The organism is Anaerozeibacter quisquiliarum (assembly GCF_051162045.1).
GTDB classification, from domain to species: Bacteria; Bacillota; Clostridia; order Christensenellales; family Aristaeellaceae; genus Anaerozeibacter; species Anaerozeibacter quisquiliarum.
Genome location: NZ_JBISDI010000027.1, coordinates 1 through 25,319, shown reverse-complemented (window position 1 = coordinate 25,319; position 25,319 = coordinate 1). Strand labels below are relative to the sequence as shown.

Here is a 25,319-nt window from a genome sequence, read left to right as displayed (position 1 = left end):
CGATGAAATCTGCCCTTCCAGGCAGGTGAAATACCGTCGGCGCGGCGTGAAATGCGCTGCGGCACATGGGGGACGGACCGATGATCCGAAGCCGCGGCGGCGGTTGTGGAGCGGATCAGGCGCGCGGGACTCCCCTTCATCACCGCCACCCATGACGTGAACAACCCGCGCAGCGGCGCGGTCATGAAAAAGCTCGGAATGGTGTATCGCTATTCCTACGTCGAGCAGTGGCAGCCGAAGGACATCTCTGTGACGTTCAGGATGTATCAGATGAATTTTGACGAGGGCAACCGGTCGGTTTATAGGGGGTATTGGAAGCGCTACGGCGAGCATTTTGTGGAGCCGGGCGTGTAGGGGTTCGCGGTTTACGGAACAGGAACGGACTCGTTCTGAAAGCTACGGCGCTGCCCATCGGGCAGCGCCGTAGCTTTCAGAACATCGGGGACGCCGCGCCGCCGTTGCCTGGACTCGGCGGTACGGTCCTATCGCCAGGGGACCCATGCGGCGGCGCGGAGGAACGCCAGAGGCTCCGCCCCTTGGGGATCCCCTTCGGCGCTCACGCGGGGAATCGCTCTGCCTTACCTTGCAATCTTATAAATCTCGTATACGTCGTCCGCCTTCAATCGCCGGAAATTGCCCACGGCTTCACGGCCCAGCAGGCAGCGGTCGGCCATCAGCCGCAGATGCTCCTCGCCGATCCCGGCGTCGCTCAGGCGCACCGGCAGACCCAGCCGCTTATACCACGCCTCCAGCCGCCGGATCATCTCCATCACGATGGCGTCCGGATCGGCGCTCGACAGGTCGACGTCCCACACGCGCTGCGCATACTGCACAAACCGGGCCACATCGTCCCTGTACACGTAGCGCATCCACGCCGGGAACACGATCGCCAGCCCCGCGCCGTGCGCGATGTCGTACTGGCCGCTGAGCTCGTGCTCAATATCGTGGCTGGCCCAGTCGCCGATGCGCCCGGTGTCCAGCAGGTTGTTGTGTGCGATCGTGCCCGTCCACATCACCTCGGCGCGCGCGTCGTAATTCTCGGGCTGCGCCTGCGCGACCGGCGCGTAGTTAATCAGCGTGCGCATCGCGCCCTCGATCAGCCGGTCCGTCAGGTCGACGTGGTCGACCCTCGTAAAATAGCGCTCCATCATGTGCGCCAGGATGTCGCTCGCGCCGCAGGCCGTCTGGTACGCGGGCAGCGTAAACGTGTACTCGGGGTTCATGATCGCGAACCGCGGGATCAGGCACTCGCTGTTGATCGCGCGCTTGAGCTGATTGGCCTCGTCGGTGACCACCGAGCCCACGGACGACTCGGAACCGGCCGCCGGGATGGTCAGCACCACGCCGAGCGGCAGCGCCCGCGTGGGCGTCTTCTCGGGGTTCATGTAGGCTTCCCAGATGTCGCCGTCGTACAGCACGCCCGCCGCGATGCCCTTGGCCGAGTCAATGGTGCTGCCGCCGCCCACGGCCAGGATGAAGTCGATGCCCTCGCGCTTGCACAGCTCGATCCCCTCGCGCACGAGCGAGAGCCGCGGATTGGGCTTCACGCCGCCCAACTCGACGTAGTCGACGCCCTCGGCCTTGAGCGAGTCGATTACCTGGCCGTACACGCCCGTGCGCATGATCGAACCGCCGCCGTAGTGCAGCAGCACCTTGCGCCCAAACTGCTTGACCAGCGCGCCGGTCTTCGCCTGCGCGCCGCGCCCGAACACGATGCGAGTGGGGTTAAAGAATTCAAAGTTGTTCATCATCTACCTCCATTATTCTGTGGGCCGGTGTCAGAACATCAAAACCTCGCTGATGCACACGTCGTCAAACCGCGCGCCCGCGTAGGTGTCGGTCACCTCCAGCGTGACCGCATCGGCCGTGTATGCGCCGTCAAACGCCAGCACGTAGCGGCCGTCGAAATCGTCCTTGCCGACGTCGGCCAGGTCGAAAATGAATTCCTCGCCGCCGGACAGCGTGACCGTCAGCTGCTTGACGCGAAGGTTGCCCTCGAACGCGTAGGCTGATTTGGCGTAGCCCGGCGTGACCTCCAGGCCGCGCACCGTCTGCGGCGCGCTCGCGGTCAGGGTCAGCGCCGCGCCCGATCCCGAGGCGGGATAGGCCCAGCAGGTCTCGGGCTTGCCGTCGATCGCGTTGGCCGCGTCGTAGTTGTTGCCGTCCATGTCGCGCAGTTGCGCCGTGGCGGTGGCGGCGTCGAAAACCGGCGGCTCAAGCATCTCCCAGGCGACGATCCGCGCGCCGAAACGGGCCTCGGAATCGACCTCCAGCCGCGCCCGCGCGTTGCCGATGAAGTTCTGCGGGTAGCCGCCTTCCTCTGCTTGGTAGCTCGACAGTTCCACCATCACGGCATCCCCATCCGCCGCCACCGACGACAGGGCGACTTCGACCGTCAAATTCCCATCGCCTGCCGACCCGTCAAACGGCAGCACTTCGTCCGTCGCGCCCGCAAACAGGCGCAGCAAGTCGCGCGCGCCGTCCGGCAACTCGACCGGAGCCGATTCGGCGGCCAGCGCGGGCAGACAGATCAGCAAAAGCGCCAGTATGAGCCCTACGCACTTCTTCACAAAAATCCCTCTCCTTTTGGTAGTATATGGACCCTTATGCCTGTATCGTAACACAAACGCGCCGCCGGGGCAAGGACAATTGAATGTACGCAAACAGAAAGATTTTGGGGGCCGATTCTGCTATAATATATGGTGCAAAGGCGGTGAACAGAGTCGATGGACAGCGAGGTCAAGTGGAAGGCGGTCACCGAAAACGATCGGTCCTTTGACGGGTGTTTCTTCTATGCGGTGAAATCAACCGGCATCTTTTGCCGCCCGTCCTGCAAGTCGAAGCCGCCGCTTCAATCGAACGTGGCGTATTTCGACACGGCGCAGCAAGCCGTTGACGCCGGGTACAGGCCCTGCAAGCGCTGCCGTCCCGACTTGATCCGCTACGAACCCGTGGCGGAGACGGCCGAGCGCGTCAAGCAGGCCATCGACCGTTGCCATCATGACGAGGATGCCCTGGCGGAGGCATTCTCCAAGATCGGCGTCACGCAGCACCGGATGGCGGAAATCTTCCGGGCGCGGTACAAGCTCACGCCCAAGGAATACGCCGACGGGTTGCGGATACAGGAGGCAAAGGCGAGACTCGCAGCCGGCGACGAATCGATCGCGGACATCGCGCTTCATCTCGGGTATGACAGCGCGTCGGCGTTCTACGGCTTTTTCAGAAAGCACGCGCAGATGGCCCCCGGCGAATACCGGCGGATGCAGCGGTCGTCCGGGACGCACGCCGATCAGGTCTACCGCACCTATGAAACCATGCTAGGCCGCATGATGATCGCGTCGGACTCGGGCGCCATATGCGCGGTACAATTCGAACACATGGCGAACCCACGCGGCAAGCAGGCGGCGAACGCGTTGACCGATCAGGCGGCCAGGCAACTGGAAGAATACTTTGCCGGGAAGCGGCGGCGGTTCGACCTGCCGCTGCGTCCGGGCGGAACGGCCTTTCAGCAATCGGTATGGGAGGCCCTCGGGTTCATTCCCTACGGGGAGACGCGCAGCTACAAACAGGTGGCGCAGAGGATCGGCAACCCCGGCGCAAGCCGCGCGGTGGGGATGGCCAACAACAAAAATCCCATAATGATCGTGATACCCTGCCACCGCGTCGTCGGCTCAAACGGCGCGCTGATCGGCTATGCCGGCGGCCTGGAAATCAAGAAGACATTGCTGGCGCTGGAGCAGACCTATAAAAATGTGCTCGAAAAGTAAAGCGAATCCCGTGCAGCCGCCCATCTCGGCCACCTCGTCGGCCGACGGGTGAAACGCGAGCGGCGCCCTCGCCTCGCTCGGCGGCTGCGCGTCGCCAAAGTCGGCGCGCAGCACCGGCAGCGCCATGCGGCCCTTCTTGTCCATCTGCCGAATCGCCCGTTGCAAGAAAAAGATGCCAAGAATTCCTGGCGGAATTCCGCCAAAAAAACCGTACACGCCATCCAATGTTGCCTTGCAGGAATCGTGCGGGGAGTGGTATAATGAATCGGATTGGAGGCGGACCTTTGAAGCGGGCATTTATTCTTTTTTTATTGATTGTCGTGGCGGGATCGGGATGCGCGGCGCAGGAAACGCCGGCCAAACGTTCGGCGACGGGGTTCTATTTCGACACAGTGGTGACCATCTCGGCTTATATAGACAGCGACGCGCCGCTCAAGGAAGCGCTGGCCGCCTGCGAGGGCTATGAAAAGTTGCTCAGCAAGACGATCCCCGGTTCCGACGTGTGGAACATCAACCACGCGCAGGGGCAGCCGATTCAGGTTTCTGAACACACGCTGAACATCCTGTCGATGTCGCGTGCGATCAGCGAAGCCAGCGACGGAGCGTTCGATATAACGGTGGCAAAGGCGGTTGCACTGTGGGATTTCACCGGCGGATCAAAGGTGGTCCCGGATGCCGAATCGGTCAAGAGGGCGGCTGCGCTGATCGATTACGGCAAGGTTGCCGTCCGTGGCGACCGGGTGTCTGTGCCCGCGGGCATGGAGATCGACCTGGGCGCGGTAGCCAAGGGCTACATCTGCGACCAGATTTCCAATTTACTGAAGGATCTGGGCGTGAACGACGCGCTGCTCAACTTCGGCGGCAATGTGATCGCCATGGGCGTAAAGCCCGACGGCGGCGCGTGGACCGTGGGCATCCAGGATCCGGCACAGCCGACCGGCGCCTACCTGCTGGCGGTGCGCGCCAAGGGCCACCAGGCCGTGGTCACCAGCGGCATTTACGAGCGTGGGTTCGACGTGGACGGCGTGCGCTATCACCATCTGCTCGACCCGGCCACCGGCTGGCCCGCGCAGAACGAGCTGGCCGCGGTGACCATCTTCGCCGAGCAGTCGGGCAGGGCCGACGCGCTGTCGACCGCCACCTTCGTGCTGGGCCTTAAAAAAGGTATGGAATTCATTCAAAACACCCCGGACGCGGAAGCGCTGTTCATCACGCGCTCGGGCGAGATTTTGGCGACAGAGGGTGCCAGGGAACTGCTGATCGAAAATCATATGCGATGACGAGCTGGATTTTTGTCGGATTGCGTCCGCAAAAGCCGAGGCGTAGCGACGTTACGCCGAAGCTTTTGTGGGCGCAAGATGGCGGAAATACAGCCGTCGGCGCGCATGGGATTCGGTCGGCAGTTCCCGCAGCACTCATTGTACAATAACAACATCGGTCACACCAAGACGGATGGAGGAGGAAAAACAGGATGAAGAAACAACTCCCGGCATGGCTGGCGCTCGCCATCATCTCGTTGATGGCGGGCTTACTGCTGGCGCTCACCAACGCGCTGACGCAGGACCGCATCGCGGCGCAGGGCGTGCAGGCGGCCAATGAGGCGCGCATCGCGTCTCTGAGCGCGGCCGAGACGTTTGAGCCGCAGGCGCTGCCCGAGAAGTCCGCCCTGAGCGGCTGCTATGCCGGCCTCAAAGACGGCAAGGTGGTCGGCTACGTGTCCGAGATCAGCGTCAAGGGCTACGGCGGGCCGATCGCGGTGACGGCGGGCATGGACCTTACCGGCGCGCTGACCGGCGTGTCGGTCGGCGGCGACCAGTTTAAGGAGACCGCGGGCCTGGGCGCGAAGACCAAGGACACCGCGTTCACCGGCCAGTTCATCGGCAAGCAGACACCCCTTGAGCTCAAAAAAGACATCGACAGCGTGGCGGGCGCGACGATCTCATCGGGCGCGGTGGTATCGGGCGTCAACAAGATGGGCGACTACATGAAGACGCTGCTGCCCGGCTACGTGTCCGAGGATACCGGCGCGACAAATGCGGTTGAAACGCGCGTCGTAACGGTCAAGGGCTACGGCGGCGACATCGAGGTCGGCGTGGGCCTGGCGGCGGACGGCACGATTGCCAGCCTCGACGTGGGCGGCCCCAACTTCGCCGAGACCACGGGCCTGGGTGAAAAGGCCACCGAAAAGGCCTTCCGCGACCAGTTTATCGGCAAGTCGGGACAGCTCCGGTACGGCGAGGGCATCGACGCCATCGCGGGCGCGACGATCACCTCGAACGCGGTGATGGACGCGGTCAACCAGGCGCTTCAGCAGGGCCCGGTCGCGGCCCCGGCGCTGATGGTCGAAACCGTCAAGGGCTACGGCGGCGACATCGAGGTCAGCGTGGGCCTGGCGGCGGACGGCACGATTGCCAGCCTCGACGTGGGCGGCCCCAACTTCGCCGAGACCACGGGCCTCGGTGAAAAGGCCACCGAGAAGGCCTTCCGCGATCAGTTTATCGGCAAGTCGGGACAACTCCGGTACGGCGAGGGCATCGACGCCATCGCGGGCGCGACGATCACCTCGAACGCGGTGATGGACGCCGTCAACAAGATCCTGGCGAATGCCGGTTCGGCGCAGCCGGCGGTGCCAGCCTCGGCGCAGCCGGCGGCGGTCGAGCCTGTGTCCACGCCCGAACCGACGGTTGAGCCGACACCCGAACCGACGGTTGAGCCGACGCCCGAACCGACGGCAAAGCCGACGCCCGTGCCTGCGGCGGAAACCGCCGCCATGGAAGCGCCCGCCGAGACGGTGACCGTCAAGGGCTTCGCGAGCGACATTGACGTGACCGTGGCGCTGAACGAGGACGGCACGATCCAATCCGTCACCGTCGGCGGCGCGAACTTCAACGAAACGCCGGGCCTGGGCGAAAAGGCGAAGGACGAGGCGTTCACCGGCCAGTTCGTCGGCAAGCGCGGCCCCTTCAAGTACGGCGAGGGCGTGGACGCCATTGCGGGCGCGACGGTCACCTCGGACGCGGTGCTCGGGGCGATCAACCAGCTGGTAAGTGAGGGCGCCAGCCATGTATAACGCGCTTGAAAACACCTACCGCGCAATCGTCAGCTATGGGGTGCTGGCGCTGGAGTTCGTGGGCGTAGCCATCATCCTGTACTCCGCCATCCGGTCGATCTGCATGCTGTTCACGAAAAACCCGCACAGTCGACTGGCGTTGGCCGAGGGCATCGCGCTGGCGCTGGAGTTCAAGCTGGGCGGCGAGGTGCTGCGCACCACGATCGTGCACGAAATATACGAGGTTCTGCTGGTGGGCGCAATCATACTGCTGCGCTGCGCGCTGACCCTGCTGATCCACTGGGAGATCAACGTCGAAGAAAAAAAGATCAGGGCTCTTTCGGAACTGAAGGAAAAATAACGGGGGGTGTTGGCATTGCCAAGGGGAACCTTTCGCGGAGGCGTGCATCCGCTGCACGGTACGCATGAGGGCAAGCTGCCCACGCGGGATAAACCGATCCGCGACTTCGTGTCCGACCGCGTGACCATCTTGATGGGCATGCACTTGGGCGCGCCGTCCTCGCCCTGCGTCCAGAAGGGCGACAAGGTCAAGCTCGGGCAGCTGATCGGCGAGCCGGTCGGGCCGCTGGGCGTCGCGGTACACGCCAGCGTATCGGGCGAGGTCACGGCGGTCGAGCCGGTGCCCTACCTGACCAGCAACCGCATGATGGCGGTATCGATCAAGAACGACTTCAAGGACGACTGGGTGGAGCTTCATCCGGTGGGCGGCGTCGAGACCTGCGACGTCGGCGCCATTGTGCCCGCAATCAAGGCGGCCGGCATCTGCGGCATGGGCGGCGCGGCCTTCCCGACGCACATCAAGCTGTCTCCGCCCGAGGGCAAGCACTGCGACACCATCATCCTGAACGGCGCGGAGTGCGAGACCTACCTGAACGCCGATAACCGGCTGATGCTTGAAAGCCCCGGGCGCATCGTGGACGGACTGCGCGCGGCCATGCGGGCGCTTTCCGTTCCGCGCGGCATCATCGCGATCGAGGACAACAAGCCGCAGGCCATCGAGTCGATGACAAGGGCCGCGCAGGGGCGCGCGGGCGTCACGGTCATGAAGCTTAAGACCAAGTACCCGCAGGGCGGCGAGAAGCAGCTGATCGACTCAATCATCGGGCGCGAGGTGCCGTCCGAAAAGCTGCCGATCGAGGTGGGCGTGATCGTGCTCAACGTGGGCACCGCCCACGCAATCGCCGACGCGCTGATCGACGGCAAGCCCGTGATCGACCGCGTGACCACGGTGACCGGCTGCGTGATCGAACCCAGCAACCTGCGCCTTCGGATCGGCACGATCCTCGAGGACGCGATCGGCGAGGCCGGCGGCTACCTGAAGCACCCCGGCAAGATCATCTGCGGCGGCGGCATGACCGGCGTGTGCGTGCCCAACCACTTCGTGCCGATGACCAAGGCCACCAACGGCATCGTGGTGTACGACAAGGCCGAGGCGCGCTCGGTGCCCGAGAACCCCTGCATCCGCTGCGGCCGCTGCGTGCAGGTGTGCCCGATGCACCTGAACCCCTACCTAATCAAGCACTACTGCGACGCCGACAACATGCCCGAGGCGGAGCGGCTCAACGTCGTGGATTGCACGCTGTGCGGCTGCTGTTCCTACATCTGTCCCGCGCGGCTGTGGCTGACCGCTTCGTTTAAGAACGCAAAGGAAAAAATCGCGCTTGCGAAGAAAAGGGGGAAGGCATAGATGAACCTTCGGCTTTCTACCGCGCCTCACATTCGCAACAGCGAATCGACCGCCACGCTGATGATGAACGTGATTATTGCGCTTACGCCCTGCGCGATCGCCGGCATCTACAACTTCGGCGTCAGCGCCGCAATCGTGCTTGTGGTGGCAACCGGCTCGGCTGTGATGTTTGAGTACCTGTACCAGGTCATCGCGCGCCGTCCCGTGCGGGTTAATGACCTGTCGGCGCTGGTGACCGGCCTGATCCTGGGGCTCAACCTGCCCCCGACCGCCCCCTGGTGGATGGTCATGGTGGGCTCGCTGGTCGCGATCGTGCTGGTCAAGGAGCTGTTCGGCGGCATCGGCGACAACTTCATGAATCCGGCGCTGACCGCGCGCGCGGTGTTGCTGTCGTCGTGGCCGGTGTACATGACTTCGTTCGTGGCCCCCACCCGCTGGGCCGCGGGTGTGGACGCGGTGGCCAGCGCGACGCCGCTGACGGGCGTCCAGACGCCTGTGATGGACCTGATGCTGGGCAACATCCCGGGCTCGATCGGCGAGGTCAGCAAGATCATGATCCTCCTGGGGCTCGCCTACCTGCTGATTACGCGCACGATCCGCTGGCACGTGCCGGTCGTGATGGTGGCGACCACCTTCGTCGCCACTTGGGCGTTCGGCGGTGATCCGGTATCCGCGGTGCTGTCGGGCGGGCTGCTGTTCGGCGCTGTCTACATGGCGACCGACTACACCACCACGCCGATGACGCGGCCGGGCAACATCATCTTTGCGGTGGGCGCCGGCCTGATCGTGGCGATCATCCGCAAGTTCGGTTCCTACCCCGAGGGTGTGACCTATGCCATCCTGCTGATGAACGTGGCCACCCCCTTGATCGACAAATACGTGAGGCCGCGCGTGTACGGCCATCCGAGGAAGGAGGCGAAGCGCAATGGCTAAGGAAAAGAGCATGGGCGCGGTATTCCTGAACGGCATCATCAACGAAAACCCCACGTTCCGGCTGGTGCTGGGCACCTGCCCGACGCTGGCCTCGACCACCAGCGCCACCAACGGCCTGGGCATGGGCCTGGCCGCCACCTTCGTGCTGCTGGGCAGCAATGTAGTGATCTCGCTGCTGCGCAATTTCATCCCCGATAAGGTGCGCATCCCGGCGTTCGTCGTGGTCATCTGTACCTTCGTGACCATCGTGCAGATGTTGATCCAGGCGTTCGTGCCCGCGCTGTACCAGAGCCTGGGCGTATTCATCCCGCTGATCGTGGTCAATTGCATCATCCTGGCGCGCGCGGAAGCGTTTGCCAGCAAAAATTCGATCGCGCGCTCGGCCATGGACGGCGTCGGCATGGGCCTCGGGTTCACGATGGCGATCACGCTCATGGGCCTGTTCCGCGAGCTGATCGCGTCGGGCAGGGTATTCGGCCTCCAGGTGATGAGCACGGGCTACCAGCCGATGCTGCTCATCGGCATGGCGTCGGGCGGCTTCATCACGTTCGGGCTATACCTGGCGCTGTTCAACCTGATTATAAGCACCGTTGAGGTGCGTCGGCTGCGGAAGGAGGGTGCGAAGGTATGAACGAGCTGACCCGTGTGCTCCTGTTTATGGTGAGCTGCGTGCTGACCAACAACTTCATCTTCTCGCGCTACCTCGGCATCTGCCCCTTCCTCGGCGTGTCGAACAAGGTCGAGACCGCCGCGGGCATGGGCCTGGCGGTGACCTTCGTCATGGGCATGGCGTCGCTGTTCACCTTCCTGACGTACTCCTACGTGCTCGTGCCGCTCGACCTCAAGTACCTCGACACGATCAGCTTTATCCTCGTTATCGCGGCGCTGGTGCAGTTCGTGGAGATGTTCCTCAAAAAATCGAGCCCGAGCTTGTACAACGCGCTGGGCATCTACCTGCCGCTGATTACCACCAACTGCGCGGTGCTGGGCGTCACGGTAATCAACGTGAAGGAAGCCTACAACCTGATGTACAGCGTGCTCAACGGCGTGTTCAGCGCGCTGGGCTTCTTGCTGGCGATCGTGCTGATGGCGGGTGTGCGCGAGCGGCTGGAGCTGGCGGGCATCCCCAAGTGCCTGCGCGGCTTCCCGATCAGCCTGATCATCGCCGGGCTCATGTCGATCGCGTTCATGGGCTTCGCGGGCCTTACGTAAGGAGGGGAACGGACATGACGATATTGTACGCAACCGGCGTGCTGGGCGCGCTGGGCCTCATCTTCGGCGCGATTCTGACCTTTGCCGGCAAGGCGTTCCATGTGCAGATCGATCCGCGCGTGGCCGAGGTGCGCGCCTGTCTCGCGGGCGCGAACTGCGGCGCGTGCGGCTATGCCGGCTGTGACGCCTATGCCGAGGCCGTGGCCAAGGGCGAGGCAAAACCCACGCTCTGCGCGCCGGCGGGCAACGAGGCCGCGCAGGAAATCGCCCGGATCATGGGCGTCAGCGCGGACCAGATGGACAAAAAGGTGGCGCGGCTTTTGTGCCAGGGCACGATCGGCATCGCGGGCGACCGCTATACCTACGACGGCTACCAGAGCTGCCGCGTGGCGGCCGGCATCGCGGGCGGCCCCAAGGACTGCGAGTACGGCTGCATCGGCCTGGGCGACTGCGTCGGCCACTGCGCGTTCGGCGCGATGTCAATCCGCGGCGGCGTGGTGCACATCGACGAGGCGCTGTGCACGGCCTGCGGCGCGTGCGTGCCGATCTGCCCGCGCAATGTCATTGAGCTTGCGCCGATGAACCAGAAGGTCACGGTGCGCTGCCTGAATACCGACACCGCCAAGAATGCCCGCGCCGACTGCATGCGCGCCTGCATCGCCTGCAAGCGCTGCGTGCAGGCCTGCCAATATGACGCGATCCACGTCGAGAACAACGTCGCGCGCATCGATCCTGAGAAGTGCACCCAGTGCGGCGACTGCGCAAAAGTGTGTCCATGCAAGTGCATCACGCTGAAATGACCGACGCGAGGCAGCCCTTTGCGGTGGCGCTGGGCATGTTCGACGGCATGCACATCGGGCATCGACAGGTGATCGACCAGACGGTCAAGCTGGCGAAGGAGCGCGGCTGGGCAAGCGCGGTGTACACGTTTGAGAACCACCCGCGCTCGGTGTTTGCGCAAGCGCCCGCGCCGCTGATGACTTCGGCGCGGCGGCGGCAGGCGATGCTCAAGCGGGGCGTGGATGTCGTGGACATGGTGCGCTTTGACCGGGCGATGGCCGCTCTTGAGCCGAGAGAATTTCTTACGATGCTGTGCGCGCGTTACGACGTGCGCGCGGTGGTGGTGGGCAGCGACTACACCTACGGGCACTTGGGCAAGGGTACGGTCGAGACGTTGAGGCGGGATGCCCCCGATTACGGGTTCGAGGTGCACGAGGTGCCGTTCGTGATGCTGGCCGGGGAGAAGGTGTCTTCCACGCGGATTCGCTCCGCGCTCGACAGCGGCAATACCGCGCTGGCGCGCGAGATGCTGGGCGAGTCGCTATACGATGAGCCGCGGGATTATCAACCATCTCCCCGCGCACGGTGACGGGGTCTGGGGCTATGGCCCCAGCGGGGTTTGGGGCTGGCCCCAACGTTCCCGTTCCCCGCGCCGCCGTATCCGGTATCCAATCATCAGGAACCGAGTGCCGAGTCCGAGCGACGGCGGCGCGGCGTTCTCGATGTTCTACAACCGAAGGTGCCGCCTGATGGGCGACACCTTCGGTTGTAGAACGAGTTCCCCCGTCGCGTAAAACCGCGTCTTGTTTTCTCCGTAGGATTGACCAAGGGTTTTCCCCTCGGCAGACGGAGGGGGCGTTTTTACGGAACAGGTACGGACTCGTCCTGAAAGATAAGACGCCGCCCTTTCGGGCGACGCCTCATCTTTCAGAACATCGGGAACGCCGCGCCGCCGCAGCAAAGGCGCGGCGCTCCATTCCTGATGATTGGATACCGGATACGGCGGCGCGGGGTTGCGGGGTTACGCCAAGGGCTCCGCCCCTGGACCCTGCCAAAGGGCTTTGCCCTCTGGACACCCTTCAGCGCTCACGCGGGTTCATCCTTCGATTCAGCCGCCTGCCGCCATCTCGGCCGCCTCTTCCCACTGCTCGTATAGCGCGGGCAGCTTATCCCCGAGCGCGCGGTGCGCGCGCGCGATCTCCTCGGCCAGCGCGCGATCCTGATAGGTGGCGGGATCCGCCAGCTGCGCCTCGAGCCGCCTGAGCTCCCCCTCGGCCCCCGCGATCTCCTGCTCCAGCGCCTCCACCTGCTGTTCGAGCGCTTTCTGCCCGGCCTTCAGCAGCCGCTCCTTGCGCTTCTCCTTCTCGATCTCGGTGCGCGTGCGCCCGCCGAGCGCATCTTCCGCCCCGCCCGCCTCCATGCGTCGCTTCTTTTCCACATAGTCGTCGTAGTTGCCCAGGTACTCGGTCGTTCCGCCCTCCGTCATCTCCACCACGCGGTCGCACACGCGGTTGATGAAGTAGCGGTCGTGCGACACGGCCAATATCGTGCCGGGGAAGTCGTCGAGCGCGTGCTCGAGCACCTCGCGCGAATCCATATCCAGGTGGTTGGTCGGCTCGTCGAGCAGCAGCAGGTTATCGCGTCCCAGCATCAGTTTCGACAGCGCCACCCGGCCCTTCTCTCCGCCCGACAGCGTGCCGATCGGCTGGAACACATCCTCGCCCGTGAACAGGAACAGCGCCAAGACGCTGCGCACGTCGCCCGGCTCCATGCGCGGGAACTCGTCCCACACTTCGTGCAGCACCGTCTTCTCGGGGTGCAGCCCCGACTGCTGCTGGTCGTAATAGCCCAGGTCGACCGCGCTGCCGAACAGGATGCTGCCCGAACGCGGTTTCAATTGCCCGAGGATGGTCCTGAGCAGCGTGGTCTTGCCCACGCCGTTCGGGCCGATCAGCGCGGCGCGGTCGCCCGCGCGCAGGTGCAGCGAGAAGCGCTCAAACAGCGTCCGCCCGTCGAAGCCCTGCTCAAGGTCTTTCACAATCAGCACGTCGTCGCCCGAGCGCCGGCGCACGTCAAACGAGAACCGCACCTTGTGCTCGTCCTGCGGGCGCGAAACCGCGCTTTGCTCGATGCGCTGAAGCTTCTTCTCCCAACTGCGCGCGGCGATGATCGATTTTTCGCGGTTGAAGCTGCGGTAGCGCGCGATGATCGCCTCGTGGCGCGCGATCTCGGCCTGCTGCAGCTTGTATTCCTTTAATTGGCGCGTCAGCCGCTCTTCGCGCTGGGCCGCGAACGCGTCGTAGTTGCCGCCGTACTGGTTGAGGCGCGTGCCCGACAGCTCCGCCATCGAATCGCACACCTGGTTCAGGAAGTAGCGGTCATGCGAGATCAGCAGCACCGTGCCCCGGTATTTCTTGAGCGTCTCCTCGAGCCAGGCCGTGGATTCGAGATCCAGGTGGTTGGTGGGCTCGTCGAGCATCAAAAGCTCCGGCTGCATCAGCAAGATGCGCGCCAGGCACAGCCGCGTCTTCTCGCCGCCCGACAAAAGGCTCGCCCTGTCGTGGTCGCGCCCCTTCGCAAAGCCCAGGCCGGCAAGCACGCCCTGGATGCGGCTGGGCCATTCGTAGCCGCCGGCCTGCTCGAAGCGCTCGGTCAGCCGCGCGTACTCGCTCGACAGCGCATGAAGCGCGGCCTCGTCGGCGTGGCGCTCGGCCATCTCCCGCTCGAGCTCGCGCAGCCGCTCCTCCATCCTTTGCAGCGGCTCGAACACCCGGCTCAACTCTTCGAGCACCGTCAGATCGTCGGTGATGTCGGCCTGCTGGGTGAGCAGCCCCACGCGCGTACCGCGGGCGACGCTCACGGTGCCCTCGTCGGGGCTGAGCTCGCCCGCGATCAGCCGCAGCAGCGTGGTCTTGCCGCTGCCGTTCACGCCCACGAGCCCCATGCGCGCGCCCTCCATGAGCGTGAGGTTGACATCGGAGAGAATGCGGTTGACGCCGCCGAAGCTCTTCGTGACATTTTGAATCGAGACAAGTACCATGAAATCCCCCTGGCGATGTATTCCGTCCATTATTATATCACATGCGCGCGATTTGTCACGCGCCGCGACTGAATCATGCGCTCAATCGCAAGCTTGACGCGTCGCGGAATTGGTGCTATGATCGATCCGATGGATTCTCACGACGGGGGATAGCACATCATGGAGCAGGTCACAATAAACGCGACGACCGTGACGCTTGGCGAACTCTGGGGACACTGGATGGCGGCGCTCGGCCCGGTCGCGAACTGGGTGATGCCGGGTATCATCGCGCTCGTGTACATCGGGCAGGCGGTGCTGGCGGGCGCGCTGGCGCGGGGCAAGGGCTACACGTTCTTCGGCAACTTCGTTCTGGGGCTCATGCTGGGCCCGCTGGCGCTGATCTACGAGGCGGGCCGGCCGGTATCCTATGAGCGGGAGTGTGTGATGCAGGACAGGCTGGCCATTCAGGTGGCCAAGGAACTGTATCGGCTGCAGCGCGCGCGCGACAAGGCGGGTGCTTCGGCCAGACCGAATGTCGAGCAGGACAGAAAGGGATGAATTCGATGAGCGAAACTGGCAACAGCAATCAGAAGCCCAGCCTGGGAGACGAGCTGAACAAGGTGTTCAAGATGGGCGTGGGCGCGGTGGCCGGCGCGGTGGAGAAGGGCATGGGCTTCGTGCATGAACTGACCACCGAGGGCACCGAGACCAACAAGCGCGCGGCGCAGATGGGCGAGGATCTCACCCGCAAGGGCGGCCAGACGCTGGACAAGGCCCGCGCGCTGGGCGATCAGTTCAAGAATTGGGTGACCGGCGCGGTGTCACAGGCGGATGAGGACTGCTTGCTGGACGCGCTGGACGCCCTCACCGACGAGCAGCTGCTCAGAGTCGCGGCCCGGGTGGATGAGTTGCTCAAGTCCCGCGCGCCGGCGGACGCCGCGCCGGAGCAGGATCAGGCGCAGGATCAGGATCAACCGGGCGAATAAGCGCCCCAACGAAGGCGGCGGGCCGAGACCCGCCGCCTTCGCCATGTATTCGGTGCCGGATGTTCATTCGTAAAAGGCCTTCCCGCTTCGGTTCCCGGCACCTATCGCAACCGCCCCGCCCCTGGGTACCCGCCGGCGGTGCGGGAACGGGCCCGTTGCCCGTGGGATTCGGTCAGCCTAACTGTTGGGCGTCATCGCGCAGCCGCAGCGCGGGCAGGAGGAACAACAGCCGCCGCAGGAGGTGCCGCACTGGGAGCAGGAGCTCGTCGCTCGAGCGCAGCTGCCGCCCATGCAAGCGCCCATGACGCCGCCCGTGCCGTTGTTCGTCGGCGCGCAGTTGAAGACCGGCGAGGTGTTCGTTCCGTTGTCGCGCCGGCACTGCTGCTGCGGGAACAACGGCAGACTGAAGAATTCGTCGCAGACGTTCTCCGCAAATTCCTCGCACGGCGGGATCTCGCAGAAGCCGAACGTGGGGATCATCACCTCGACCTCGGCCAGCACCTTGAGCACCACGGTCACGCAGATCGTGATCTCGAACACGCAGTCGCCCAGGTACACGCCGTTGACGCAGATCGCGCTGACCATGCTCTCCAGCTTGAACGGCACGATCGACTCATCGGGGATGCACAGCAGCACGTCTTTGACGACCGATACGGTCGCGCGGCCCATCCACTCCTGGCAGCGCTGGTCGGTGAACAGCACGTCGATCGGGATGTCGATCGTGCCCTTGACGCGGGCGAACTGCGGGCGGTCGCACAGGCGCTCGACGGCCAGGTCTCGGATCGTGCCGGCGGTCGTCGACGAGCGGCAGCTTTCAAACGTCCACTGGCCGAAGGGTACCGGCAGCGGACACTCGCTGTTTTCAGCGCTCTCGTAGGCGTCCTGATAAGTAATCTTGCCGCATTGGCCACAGGTGCACTGGCAACTGTTGCCCTTGCATTTGCAGCGGCAGGGCGTATTCATGCGACGGCAGTTGCACGGATCGGGCAACACCGGCACGATGTCCTTAACCAACACGTCCACTTCGTCCAGCTGTTCCTGCTGTAAACACGCATCGTAAACGTTCTTAACCTGCACGCAGATGCGCTCGTTCAGGCCCTGGCTAACGTTGCCGGTCATGGTACCGGGGCAACAGGTGGTACCGGCGTTCTTGTAACTATAAAACGACATGCTCATACCTCCTCGAATTGGTCGCGTGAGCGGACTCACATTGCATGGTATGCCGCCGGACAAAAACGGTTCGAGGCTCCTATCCTGCATTTTCGGTTCCCAGATGAGGCAAGTTCCGTCAGATTCGCGGGTACCGCCCCGCAATTTTGACAATCGGCATAAATGTACTTGCAATTCTGCGATCCGGCCTGTATAATGATTGCATGAAAAACGGAGGGGGTTGTCTTATGAGGAAGATTCTCGCGCTGTGCCTGGCCCTGATGTTGTTTGTCCCTGTCGCAGCAATCGCCGAGGGCGTTATCAAGATCGGCGTGTTCGAGCCGGTGACCGGCGAAAACGGCGGCGGCGGCTTCCAGGAACTGCTGGGCATGCGCTATGCCCAGACGCTGACCCCCGAGGTCGAGCTGAACGGCGAGACGTACAAGGTCGAACTGGTCGAAGTGGACAACCAGTCCGATAAGACGGCCGCCGTGTCCGCCGCGCAAAAGCTGATGGCCGAGGGCGTGGCCGTGGTGCTGGGTTCCTACGGCTCGGGCGTGTCGATCGCGGCGGGCGAGATCTTCGCCGATGCCGGGGTGAGCGCAATCGGCGCCAGCTGCACCAACCCGCAGGTCACGCTGGGCAACGACTTCTACTTCCGCGTGTGCTTCCTCGATCCGTTCCAGGGCACGGTGATGGCCAACTTTGCCTTCCAGGAGGGCGCGAAGAAGGCCGCGGTCATCACGCAGCTGGGCGACGATTACTCCTCGGGTCTGGGTAATTTCTTCCTGAAGGCGTTCAAGGAGCTGGGCGGCGAGATCGTCTCCGAAGAGCAGTTCCAGACCAACCAGACCGACTTCAAGGCCATCCTGACCAATGTCAAGGCGGCTGAGCCGGACGTCATCTTCGCGCCCTCGTCGATCGCGACCGCGCCGCTGCTCATCAAGCAGGCGCGCGAGCTGGGCGTCACCGCCCGGATCATGGCGGGCGACACCTGGGAGAACGTGACGATCATCGACAACGCGGGCGCCGACGCCGAGGGCGTGGTGCTGTCCACCTTCTTCGACGAGGCCGATGAAGCCGCGAGCGAGTTCGTCAGCGGCTTCAAGGCGTACCTCAACGCCAACCCCGAGAGCAAGGAAAAGAACGGCGGCGAGGGCGTGGCGGCGGTCAGTGCGCTGGGCTTTGACACCTACAACACGGCGATCGCGGCCATCAAGGCGGCCGGCAGCGCCGATCCCGCGGCGATCCGCGACGCGCTCGTGAGCCTCGAAACCTCCGGCGTGACCGGCGCGATCTCGTTTGACGAGAACGGCGACGCCAAGAAGGACATGGCCTACATCAAGGTGGTCGAGGGCGGCGCGTTCAAGTTCCTCAAGACCGTCACCATCGGATAACCATCGATTCAAGCCGATTCGACGAGGGGCGGGGCATCAACCCCCCGCCCCTCGTGTTGAGTTAATTGGAGGGAACGGCATGGGTGTGACCACTTTCTTGCAGCACTGCCTCACGGGCGTGTCGCTGGGCGGCGCCTACGCGCTGATCGCCATCGGCTACACGATGGTGTACGGCATCCTGCGCCTGATTAACTTCGCCCACGGCGACATCTTCATGATGGCGGGCTACTTCATGATCTTCGCGGTGACCAGCTTTCCATGGCAGGTCGCCATCCCCATCGTAATCGCGGCCACGGTCGCGCTGGGCGTGGCGATCGAGCGCGCGGCCTACGCGCCGCTCCGGTCTTCCCCGCGCATGTCGATCATGATCTCGGCCATCGGCGTGTCGATGCTGCTGCAAAACCTGGCCACCTATCTGTTCTCCGCGCTGCCCCGCGCCTACCCCGAGATCCCGGTGCTCAAGCGCATCTTCCAGATCGGCGCGCTGTCAGCTTCGCTGGTCACCTTCATCACGCCCCTGCTCGCGGTCGCGCTGGTGCTGCTTCTGACCGCGCTGATTAAGAGCACCAAGGTGGGCATGGCGATGCGCGCGGTGTCAAAGGACTTCGAGACCGCCAAGCTCATGGGCGTCAAGATCAACACGGTCATCTCGACCACCTTCGTCATCGGCTCGGCGTTGGCGGCGGTGGGTTCGATCCTGTACTTCACCGACCGCATGTCGGTCAACCCGTTCAGCGGCACGCTTCCGGGGCTCAAGTGCTTCGTGGCCGCGGTCTTGGGCGGCATCGGCTCGATTCCCGGCGCGATGGTGGGCGGCTTCGTGATCGGGCTGGCCGAAACGATGCTGGTGGCGTTCGGCTACTCGACGTTCTCGGACGCCTTTACCTTCCTGCTGCTGATCCTGATGCTGCTGTTCAGGCCGACCGGGTTGTTCGGCGAAAAAACGACGGAGAAGGTGTGATGCGCTGATGAAGAAACCGATCAAGTGGGTGCTGTCCCTCGCGGCCATCGCGCTTCTCGCGTGGGGGCTCATGGTGCTCGAGGAAAAGAAGTTCGAGCAGGCCATGCTGTATTCGGTGCTGCAAAAGGGCGCGATCTTCGCAATCGCGGCCACGGCGATGAATTTGCTGAACGGATTCACGGGCCTTTTCTCGTTGGGCCAGGCCGGGTTCATGGCGGTGGGCGCGTACACGACGGCCATTCTGCTGATCCCGACCGGCAAGCTGGACGGGGTCTACTACATGAACGGCATAGCGCCCGCGCTTAAGTCGATGCGCGAGTTCATGGACCTCGCGCCGGGTTGGCTTGGGGCTTGCTACCCCTACCTGGCGTTGGTCGCGGGCGGGCTGGTGGCGGCGCTGTTCGCCGCGCTGATCGGCATCCCGGTGCTCCGGCTCAAGAGCGACTATTTGGCGATCGCCACGCTCGGGTTTTCCGAGATCATCCGCGCGCTGATCGCCAGCCCCCAATTCGACACGCTGACCAACGGCAGCTACGGGCTCAAGTCCATCCCCAAGTTCGATTCGATCGGGGTGATCTTCCTGATCGCCTTTTTGTGCATCGGCATGATCGTGCTGCTGATCCGCTCGAGCTACGGGCGCGCGTTCAAGGCGATCCGTGAGGACGAGATCGCGGCCGAGGCGATGGGCATATGCCTGTTCCGGCACAAGGAAATGAGCTTCGTGGTCAGCTCGTTCTTCACGGCGGTCGCGGGTGGTATGCTGGCGATGTACATGCGCTCGATCGACTCGTCCACGTTCAAGGTAGCCATGACCTACGACATCCTCTTAATCGTGGTGATCGGCGGCATCGGCTCGGTCACCGGCTCGGTGGTGGGCGCTTTCCTGGTCACGGCGGCCAAGGAGTGGTGGCTGCGGTTCTTCGACGAGCCGCTGGCGCTCGGCGGCGTCGAAATCCCGCTGTTCAAAACCGGTTTCCGCATGGTGGTGTTTTCGCTCTTGCTGATGGTGGTGGTGCTGTTCTACCGGCGCGGGCTGATGGGCACGAACGAGTTCAGCTGGGACTGGCTGACGCCCGGCCACTGGCGAAACAGGAAGGTCCCGACGGGGGGTGTCAAGCGATGAGCGCGCATGTGCTGGAGGTAGAAAACGTCACGATGCAGTTCGGCGGCGTGGTCGCGGTGAGCGATCTGTCGCTGACGGTCGACGAGGGCGAGATCGTGGCGCTGATCGGGCCCAACGGCGCGGGCAAGACCACGGCGTTCAACGTAATCACCGGGCTGTACGCGCCGACGAACGGGCGCGTGAAGCTTCACGGCCAGGTCATCGCCGAGGGTTTCCCCACCGGCAAGATGAAGAGGCTGTACGCGGCCGGCCATAACGGCGAATACACCCGCCAGATCAAGCAGACGCCCGATAAGATCACCGCGCTGGGCGTGGCGCGCACGTTCCAAAATATCCGGCTGTTCAAGAACCTGACGGTGTTTGAAAACGTGCTGATTGCGCGCCACATGCACGTCAAGTCGGGCCTCCTGGCTTCGACGTTTATGCTGGGCCACGCGGAGGAAAAGCGCATGCGCGAGGAGGCGGCGGAGCTGATTACAACGCTCGGGCTCAAGCGCGAGATGCGCGACGTGGCCGGATCGCTGCCCTACGGCAGGCAACGCATCCTCGAAATCGTGCGCGCGCTGGCGACGAAGCCGCGCCTTTTGCTGCTCGACGAGCCGGCCGCGGGCATGAACCCGCAGGAGACCGACGAGCTCGCTCAGTTCATCGTCAAGATCAAGCAGCAGTTCGCGCTCACGGTGTTCATGATCGAGCACCACATGAACCTGGTCATGGAGATCAGCGACCGCATCTATGTGATCGACTTCGGCAAGCAGATCGCCGAGGGCACGCCCGCCGAGGTGCAGGACGACCCGGTCGTGATCAAGGCGTACTTGGGGGTGGACGAGGCATGAAGCTGCTCGAGGTCAGGGATTTAAAGGTGAATTTCGGCGGGATCGAGGCGCTCAAGGGCATCTCGTTCTCGGTGGAGCAGGGCGCGATCGTGACGCTGATCGGGGCCAACGGCGCGGGCAAGTCGACCACGCTGCGCGCGGTGAGCTCCCTTGTGACGCCGTCGGCGGGCACGATCACGTTTGAGGGGCAGGACATCACCAGGCTCGACGCGCAGAAGGTTGTGGAGAAGGGCATCGCGCTGGTGCCCGAGGGCCGGCGCGTGTTTGCGAACCTGACGGTGCTGGAAAACCTCAAGATCGGCGCGTACCTGAGGCGGGACAAGCGGGCGATCGAGCGCGACATCGAGCATGTGTACGCTCTGTTCCCACGGCTCAAGGAGCGCTCGTGGCAACCGGCGGGCACGCTGTCGGGCGGCGAGCAGCAGATGCTGGCGGTGGGCCGTGGGCTGATGAGCAAGCCGAAGATCCTGATGATGGACGAGCCGTCGCTGGGGCTGGCGCCGATGGTGGTCAAGGACATCTTCTCGATCATCAAGACGGTGAACGACGAGGGGATCACGATCCTGCTGATCGAGCAGAACGCCAACGCCGCGCTGCGCGCGGCGGATTACGGGTATGTATTGGAGACGGGCAGGATGACCCTGGAGGGCACGGGCGAGTCGCTGCTGGGCAATGAGGCGGTGAGGGCGGCGTATTTGGGCAAGGCCGCGGGGCGCTGACGCGATAGGGTCAGAATCCGCGCGGCGGCTCTCTCCATTCCCCTGCTCGGAAGGGTGTCCGCAGGCGGGGTGGCGGCCTGGTGGCGGATCAATTTGTGGCTTGAGCGGGGGTTTGGCCGCAGGCGATCGTAGTTCCGAACAACGCTGAAATCGATCATAGGCCTGAAATCGCCTTCAGCGCTTCGGATATGTCCTCCGCCCGGCTCCCGGCGGGGATTTCGACAACCGCATTCCCGTATTGAAACCGGACGTCCGCAGTCTTGCTCGTTTCTGCAACCGCAGGCGTTGCCGCCAGCGGAAGTCTCTCCGGTTCGGGCCTCACGAGAACCGACGTCGCCTTTTCTCTTTCCGCGCAGAGTCGTCTCTTCGCGGATTTTAAGTGCTTGGGTTCCCGCTCTTAAGCGGCGGCGACAAATGCAACCCATCCGCTATGTGCTCTTGAACCGTTTCTCCGCGCTTTTCGCGTGCCCTCGGTGTGAGTTTGACGAAGTCGCTGAGATCATGACCACAATGGTCCTATCATGCGCCTATCTCAAATCCAGCCTTTGTCCAAACGAGTTGACCAGACTCATATCATGCGTTGCAAAAATCAACGCGGCATCTTTATCTGTCATATCGATTAGCATTTCTTTTATCATATACGCGTTAGCCTCGTCGAGTTGGGCTGTCGGCTCATCGGCCAGTATTAATCTGGGATTGGTTATCAAAGCGCGGGCAATGGCCAGCCTTTGCCGCTCGCCGCCTGACATATGCCCCGTCTTGCTATGGATTTGCGTTTCCAGACCAACTCTCGTGAGAATGTTCCGACCTCTTTCCGAGATTTCCTTTTTGTGAATTTTCCCAATGAGAAGTAAGGGGACCGTTACATTTTCGAGGGCACTGCGATCAGGGAGGAGCGCAAGGTCTTGCCTGATCATGCCGATATTCCTCAGCCTCGTATTTGCCCGTTGTGTTTCGGTCAGTTCAGCGATATCGACATTTCGAAAGAAAAGAGTTCCCTTTGTCGGCTTCATGAGCATTGCGAGTAAATTCATAAGCGTCGACTTTCCCGAACCGGATGGGCCCGTAATCACCAGCGTTTGCCCCTCATCCAATTCGAAAGAAATATTATCAAAAATATCCATTTTCCCATCGTAAGAATGGCCAACATTCATAGCCTTGACAATCGCCATACGCTACCTCCTTGCATTCCACTGTTTTAATACGTCCATGCGCATAATCCGGATCCCATCAACGCATAGCGCCAGTAAATGCGGCAACATCGTAACAAGCAACGTTGTCATCGTCAACTGTCGGACTACCGCCCTATAATCGAGATAAAGCGTTATGGCAATGGCGTTTCCAACCAACAATCCAAGGAAATTTACGAGCCAAAACGGAAGATACCCGCCCACTGCAATGTACGAAAGCATCCTTCCCTTTGTCATTCCGAGCATTCCAAACAATGCGAGTCTGCGGCGCAGATAATCCGTTTGCATTAGATTATATCCGGCCAAACTCGCGATCGTTAGGATCATGAGCCATGCCGTCAACAGATAATAGTCAATGTTTCCGATAACGGCCATGCCCCATAAATCGCGCTCGTAAATCTCCTGATAACTGTCGATTTGTCCTAGATTCCATTGCGCAATGCTGTTGCGCCATCCATCAATGTACTGGCTCACAGGTTCCCCTTTTGGCGGCAGTAATAGTACCGATGAACAATCGCCGGTGTATGCTTTTTCTTTGAAAATCGAACCATCCGAGACCAATGCAATATATGAGTCACCATCCATTGCTTTCGCGGCAAAACACCGTAACATTTGAGTGCTGCTACCGCCCAAAGTGCTAATGTGGTCGTTATCCGATGAGAGAAATCCTGTAACAATTGCGATGGTTTCAATCTCATTGTGCGTATTTCCATCCCAGGTGCATAGGACAGGTATCTTATCGCCAATCTCATAAGCATTGCGCAAGCGACTATCCAGTACCAATGGCAATGCTTCGCTGCCCTTCGCAGATTCAAATGTGCCTTCACTTAAAGGCGTCCGAATGGTTTCTCTTAATATTTCGGGATATATGCAAAGCACAACGGGCTCTGGGTCATCAGCAAAATAAATATCACAATAGTCGACACTCGTTGCCGTACAACCATCCATATCATTAAGATGGTTGATCAGTCTTCCATAGGCTGGCGGCACATCATCAAAGCCATACCAATCGAATCGAAAGTTTCTCGTAAAGAAGGCTGCGTTATCCAAGCCAGACCCGCTCCATGCCGCGTGCCGGGATCGTCCGATAAATCTCATCGGCAATACCCACAGCATACTGACCGTTGTGATAAACGTCAGGATGAGGATTGTAGCCCTGGCCAATTTGTGCCCATTGCAGATAATCCTCATAACCTTAAATCGTCTGTACATAGGCATCCTCCTCCCTTGTGTACCTCCGCACGGCGAGAATGCATGTTGGAAGCGTTGCGAGAATAACAAACAGAACGCTCAGTACAACCAGCAAAGCAAGAGCGCCTATACTTATACCGATCGATATTTTGAGCGTCGTCAGGTGTTTAAGTATAAAGTAACAAGGAATAGCCGAGATAATCGCCGCCGCCGTATATAACATAGCTAACAGAGATACTGTTCCTGTAAGCAATCTTACCTTCGTACAGCCAATCAGATATAGTCCTCGCCATACATCCTGATTTGCGTCGAGGATAATTTTGATTAAGCCACATGTGAGCATGACTGATAATAAAACAGCCACGCCACAAATCAGTCCGTTTATGTGGGCAAGGGTGATCCCTGTGGCTCCAGTGCGATATGGGTCAATATCAAAGTGGTTTTCATCAAAGCAGCCACGCATCTGATGATACTGTTCATAGGATGGAGGCTCTTCAAACACAATGGAGATAAAGGAAAGCGGTAGATTCAACTCCATGAAGTCATTGCCGGATATGAGGATCGTGCCAAAACCTTCCGGATACTCAATTCTTTCGCCAGAACCAGTACTTATTAAAGGAGGAAGCGTTGCGTCGAAGCCATGAATTTCCGTTGCTGACAGAACATGGGAGACCCCTCGTTCACCAAAATAGAATTCCGCCATGCCAACGACATCAAAGATGGTATTTTCAATGACGATTGTATCGACCCATGGTTCTATATATTCATACAGGTTGTAAAACTCCGAACTAAGATAAGCCTTATGTCTGAGAAAAATAAGATTTTCGATGGTCTCCTGTTGTTCCCAGAAAAGCTCGACATCATTTTTCGGTATCCAGCAATCCTTCCCAAATACACCGACAATCACTGCGCTTTCTTCGCGGCTTGCAGAAGATACGGCAAAAACTTGTTCTCTTATTCCGTCAACATCACAATCTGATAAAGCCAATTCATTCGCCCGCATTTGCTTATTGGGAACCACCAAATAACGAACATTCCCGTAGTCTGTCATAAATTGATAGAGACTTGTGATTGTCCCAAAGGCCGTGTAAATTACACAAAATATAATTGACAATGTGGCAATAAGCAGGCCGATCAAAAAAGGCCTGGATTTGATAAGATTTGCGGCATTTCTTTGCAGCATTACAATTTCCCTCTTCATATTAAGCGCCACATTACGCCACAAACATAGCGTATTTTTCCATACTACAGCAATTTCCAGGTATTGTCAACCGCTATATGTCAGTATATCGAAAAAAC

The 25,319-nt window shown here is 61.6% G+C and carries 24 protein-coding genes and 1 pseudogene; 18 read left to right on the top strand and 7 right to left on the bottom strand.

The genetic code is table 11. From position 1 onward, the window contains the following. Nucleotides 1-84 precede the first annotated feature (84 nt). Nucleotides 85-354: pseudogene (locus tag ACH6CV_RS12415) on the top strand (GNAT family N-acetyltransferase); the annotation flags it as partial. Nucleotides 355-578: 224 nt separating this feature from the next. Here the strand turns inward: ACH6CV_RS12415 and ACH6CV_RS12410 are convergent. Together ACH6CV_RS12410 and ACH6CV_RS12405 are read right to left on the bottom strand one after the other, a co-directional pair. After that, on the bottom strand, nt 579-1,748 hold the full coding sequence (locus tag ACH6CV_RS12410; protein WP_456358522.1) for an iron-containing alcohol dehydrogenase: 1,170 nt from the start codon (nt 1,746-1,748) through the stop codon (nt 579-581). 30 nt (nt 1,749-1,778) lie between these two features. Continuing rightward, nucleotides 1,779-2,570 carry a discoidin domain-containing protein gene (locus ACH6CV_RS12405; protein ID WP_456358521.1) on the bottom strand — a complete coding sequence of 264 codons (792 nt, stop codon included), beginning with the start codon at nt 2,568-2,570 and terminating at the stop codon, nt 1,779-1,781. A 156-nt stretch (nt 2,571-2,726) separates the two neighbouring features. Here ACH6CV_RS12405 and ACH6CV_RS12400 point away from each other — a divergent pair, with 156 nt between their 5' ends. From ACH6CV_RS12400 to ACH6CV_RS12355, 10 genes are all read left to right on the top strand, one after another. Beyond that, nucleotides 2,727-3,767, top strand: coding sequence for a bifunctional transcriptional activator/DNA repair enzyme AdaA (locus ACH6CV_RS12400; protein WP_456358520.1), 1,041 nt, complete (start codon nt 2,727-2,729; stop codon nt 3,765-3,767). Between the two features lie 284 nt (nt 3,768-4,051). Next, nucleotides 4,052-5,047, top strand: a complete 996-nt coding sequence (locus tag ACH6CV_RS12395; RefSeq protein WP_456358519.1) for an FAD:protein FMN transferase — start codon at nt 4,052-4,054, stop codon at nt 5,045-5,047. A 191-nt stretch (nt 5,048-5,238) separates the two neighbouring features. Continuing rightward, on the top strand, nt 5,239-6,837 hold the full coding sequence (locus tag ACH6CV_RS12390) for an FMN-binding protein (protein WP_456358518.1): 1,599 nt from the start codon (nt 5,239-5,241) through the stop codon (nt 6,835-6,837). Beyond that, nucleotides 6,830-7,177 carry a DUF1622 domain-containing protein gene (locus tag ACH6CV_RS12385; protein WP_456358517.1) on the top strand — a complete coding sequence of 116 codons (348 nt, stop codon included), beginning with the start codon at nt 6,830-6,832 and terminating at the stop codon, nt 7,175-7,177. Before ACH6CV_RS12390 ends, ACH6CV_RS12385 begins: the two co-directional genes overlap by 8 nt. Nucleotides 7,178-7,183: 6 nt before the next feature. Then, a complete protein-coding gene (gene rsxC, locus ACH6CV_RS12380; RefSeq protein WP_456358516.1) occupies nt 7,184-8,524 on the top strand; it encodes an electron transport complex subunit RsxC in 1,341 nt (446 codons plus the stop codon). Continuing rightward, nucleotides 8,525-9,457, top strand: a complete 933-nt coding sequence (locus ACH6CV_RS12375) for an RnfABCDGE type electron transport complex subunit D (RefSeq protein WP_456358515.1) — start codon at nt 8,525-8,527, stop codon at nt 9,455-9,457. It begins immediately after the preceding gene. Beyond that, nucleotides 9,450-10,088 (top strand): electron transport complex subunit RsxE, encoded by a 639-nt coding sequence (rsxE, locus tag ACH6CV_RS12370; RefSeq protein WP_456358514.1) that lies wholly within the window; start codon nt 9,450-9,452, stop codon nt 10,086-10,088. Before ACH6CV_RS12375 ends, rsxE begins: the two co-directional genes overlap by 8 nt. Further along, nucleotides 10,085-10,669: an electron transport complex subunit RsxA gene (rsxA, locus tag ACH6CV_RS12365; RefSeq protein WP_456358513.1), complete on the top strand. Its 585-nt coding sequence runs from the start codon at nt 10,085-10,087 to the stop codon at nt 10,667-10,669. The genes rsxE and rsxA overlap by 4 nt, the downstream gene beginning before the upstream one ends. A 14-nt stretch (nt 10,670-10,683) precedes the next feature. Next, complete coding sequence (locus ACH6CV_RS12360) at nt 10,684-11,469, top strand: RnfABCDGE type electron transport complex subunit B (protein WP_456358512.1); 786 nt, start codon at nt 10,684-10,686, stop codon at nt 11,467-11,469. After that, a complete protein-coding gene (locus ACH6CV_RS12355) occupies nt 11,445-12,038 on the top strand; it encodes a hypothetical protein (protein WP_456358511.1) in 594 nt (197 codons plus the stop codon). The genes ACH6CV_RS12360 and ACH6CV_RS12355 overlap by 25 nt, the downstream gene beginning before the upstream one ends. Before the next feature lie 519 nt (nt 12,039-12,557). Here the strand turns inward: ACH6CV_RS12355 and ACH6CV_RS12350 are convergent. After that, nucleotides 12,558-14,489 (bottom strand): ABC-F family ATP-binding cassette domain-containing protein, encoded by a 1,932-nt coding sequence (locus ACH6CV_RS12350; RefSeq protein ID WP_456358510.1) that lies wholly within the window; start codon nt 14,487-14,489, stop codon nt 12,558-12,560. 159 nt (nt 14,490-14,648) lie between these two features. On the opposite strand from ACH6CV_RS12350, the gene ACH6CV_RS12345 reads away from it, so the two are divergent. Both ACH6CV_RS12345 and ACH6CV_RS12340 read left to right on the top strand, forming a co-directional pair. Next, a complete protein-coding gene (locus tag ACH6CV_RS12345; RefSeq protein WP_456358509.1) occupies nt 14,649-15,026 on the top strand; it encodes a hypothetical protein in 378 nt (125 codons plus the stop codon). Nucleotides 15,027-15,031: 5 nt separating this feature from the next. Then, complete coding sequence (locus ACH6CV_RS12340; RefSeq protein WP_456358508.1) at nt 15,032-15,454, top strand: hypothetical protein; 423 nt, start codon at nt 15,032-15,034, stop codon at nt 15,452-15,454. 177 nt (nt 15,455-15,631) lie between these two features. Here ACH6CV_RS12340 and ACH6CV_RS12335 read toward each other — a convergent pair whose 3' ends face one another. After that, complete coding sequence (locus ACH6CV_RS12335; protein WP_456358507.1) at nt 15,632-16,624, bottom strand: hypothetical protein; 993 nt, start codon at nt 16,622-16,624, stop codon at nt 15,632-15,634. Nucleotides 16,625-16,851: 227 nt separating this feature from the next. On the opposite strand from ACH6CV_RS12335, the gene ACH6CV_RS12330 reads away from it, so the two are divergent. From ACH6CV_RS12330 to ACH6CV_RS12310, 5 genes are all read left to right on the top strand, one after another. Further along, nucleotides 16,852-18,000: an ABC transporter substrate-binding protein gene (locus tag ACH6CV_RS12330; RefSeq protein ID WP_456358506.1), complete on the top strand. Its 1,149-nt coding sequence runs from the start codon at nt 16,852-16,854 to the stop codon at nt 17,998-18,000. Nucleotides 18,001-18,079: 79 nt separating this feature from the next. Then, a complete protein-coding gene (locus ACH6CV_RS12325) occupies nt 18,080-18,961 on the top strand; it encodes a branched-chain amino acid ABC transporter permease (RefSeq protein WP_456358505.1) in 882 nt (293 codons plus the stop codon). 7 nt (nt 18,962-18,968) lie between these two features. Then, nucleotides 18,969-20,084, top strand: a complete 1,116-nt coding sequence (locus ACH6CV_RS12320) for a branched-chain amino acid ABC transporter permease (RefSeq protein ID WP_456358504.1) — start codon at nt 18,969-18,971, stop codon at nt 20,082-20,084. After that, complete coding sequence (locus ACH6CV_RS12315; RefSeq protein ID WP_456358503.1) at nt 20,081-20,920, top strand: ABC transporter ATP-binding protein; 840 nt, start codon at nt 20,081-20,083, stop codon at nt 20,918-20,920. The genes ACH6CV_RS12320 and ACH6CV_RS12315 overlap by 4 nt, the downstream gene beginning before the upstream one ends. A 2-nt stretch (nt 20,921-20,922) precedes the next feature. After that, nucleotides 20,923-21,639, top strand: coding sequence for an ABC transporter ATP-binding protein (locus tag ACH6CV_RS12310; protein ID WP_456358548.1), 717 nt, complete (start codon nt 20,923-20,925; stop codon nt 21,637-21,639). 527 nt (nt 21,640-22,166) lie between these two features. Here ACH6CV_RS12310 and ACH6CV_RS12305 read toward each other — a convergent pair. From ACH6CV_RS12305 to ACH6CV_RS12295, 3 genes are read right to left on the bottom strand one after another with little or no spacing between them, the layout of a single operon-like run. Then, nucleotides 22,167-22,811: an ABC transporter ATP-binding protein gene (locus tag ACH6CV_RS12305; protein WP_456358502.1), complete on the bottom strand. Its 645-nt coding sequence runs from the start codon at nt 22,809-22,811 to the stop codon at nt 22,167-22,169. Between the two features lie 3 nt (nt 22,812-22,814). Continuing rightward, the gene (locus ACH6CV_RS12300; protein ID WP_456358501.1) at nt 22,815-24,041 is read right to left on the bottom strand and encodes a hypothetical protein; all 1,227 of its coding nucleotides are present in this window, start codon (nt 24,039-24,041) and stop codon (nt 22,815-22,817) included. Beyond that, the gene (locus ACH6CV_RS12295) at nt 24,025-25,221 is read right to left on the bottom strand and encodes a hypothetical protein (protein ID WP_456358500.1); all 1,197 of its coding nucleotides are present in this window, start codon (nt 25,219-25,221) and stop codon (nt 24,025-24,027) included. Before ACH6CV_RS12295 ends, ACH6CV_RS12300 begins: the two co-directional genes overlap by 17 nt. Nucleotides 25,222-25,319 lie beyond the last annotated feature (98 nt).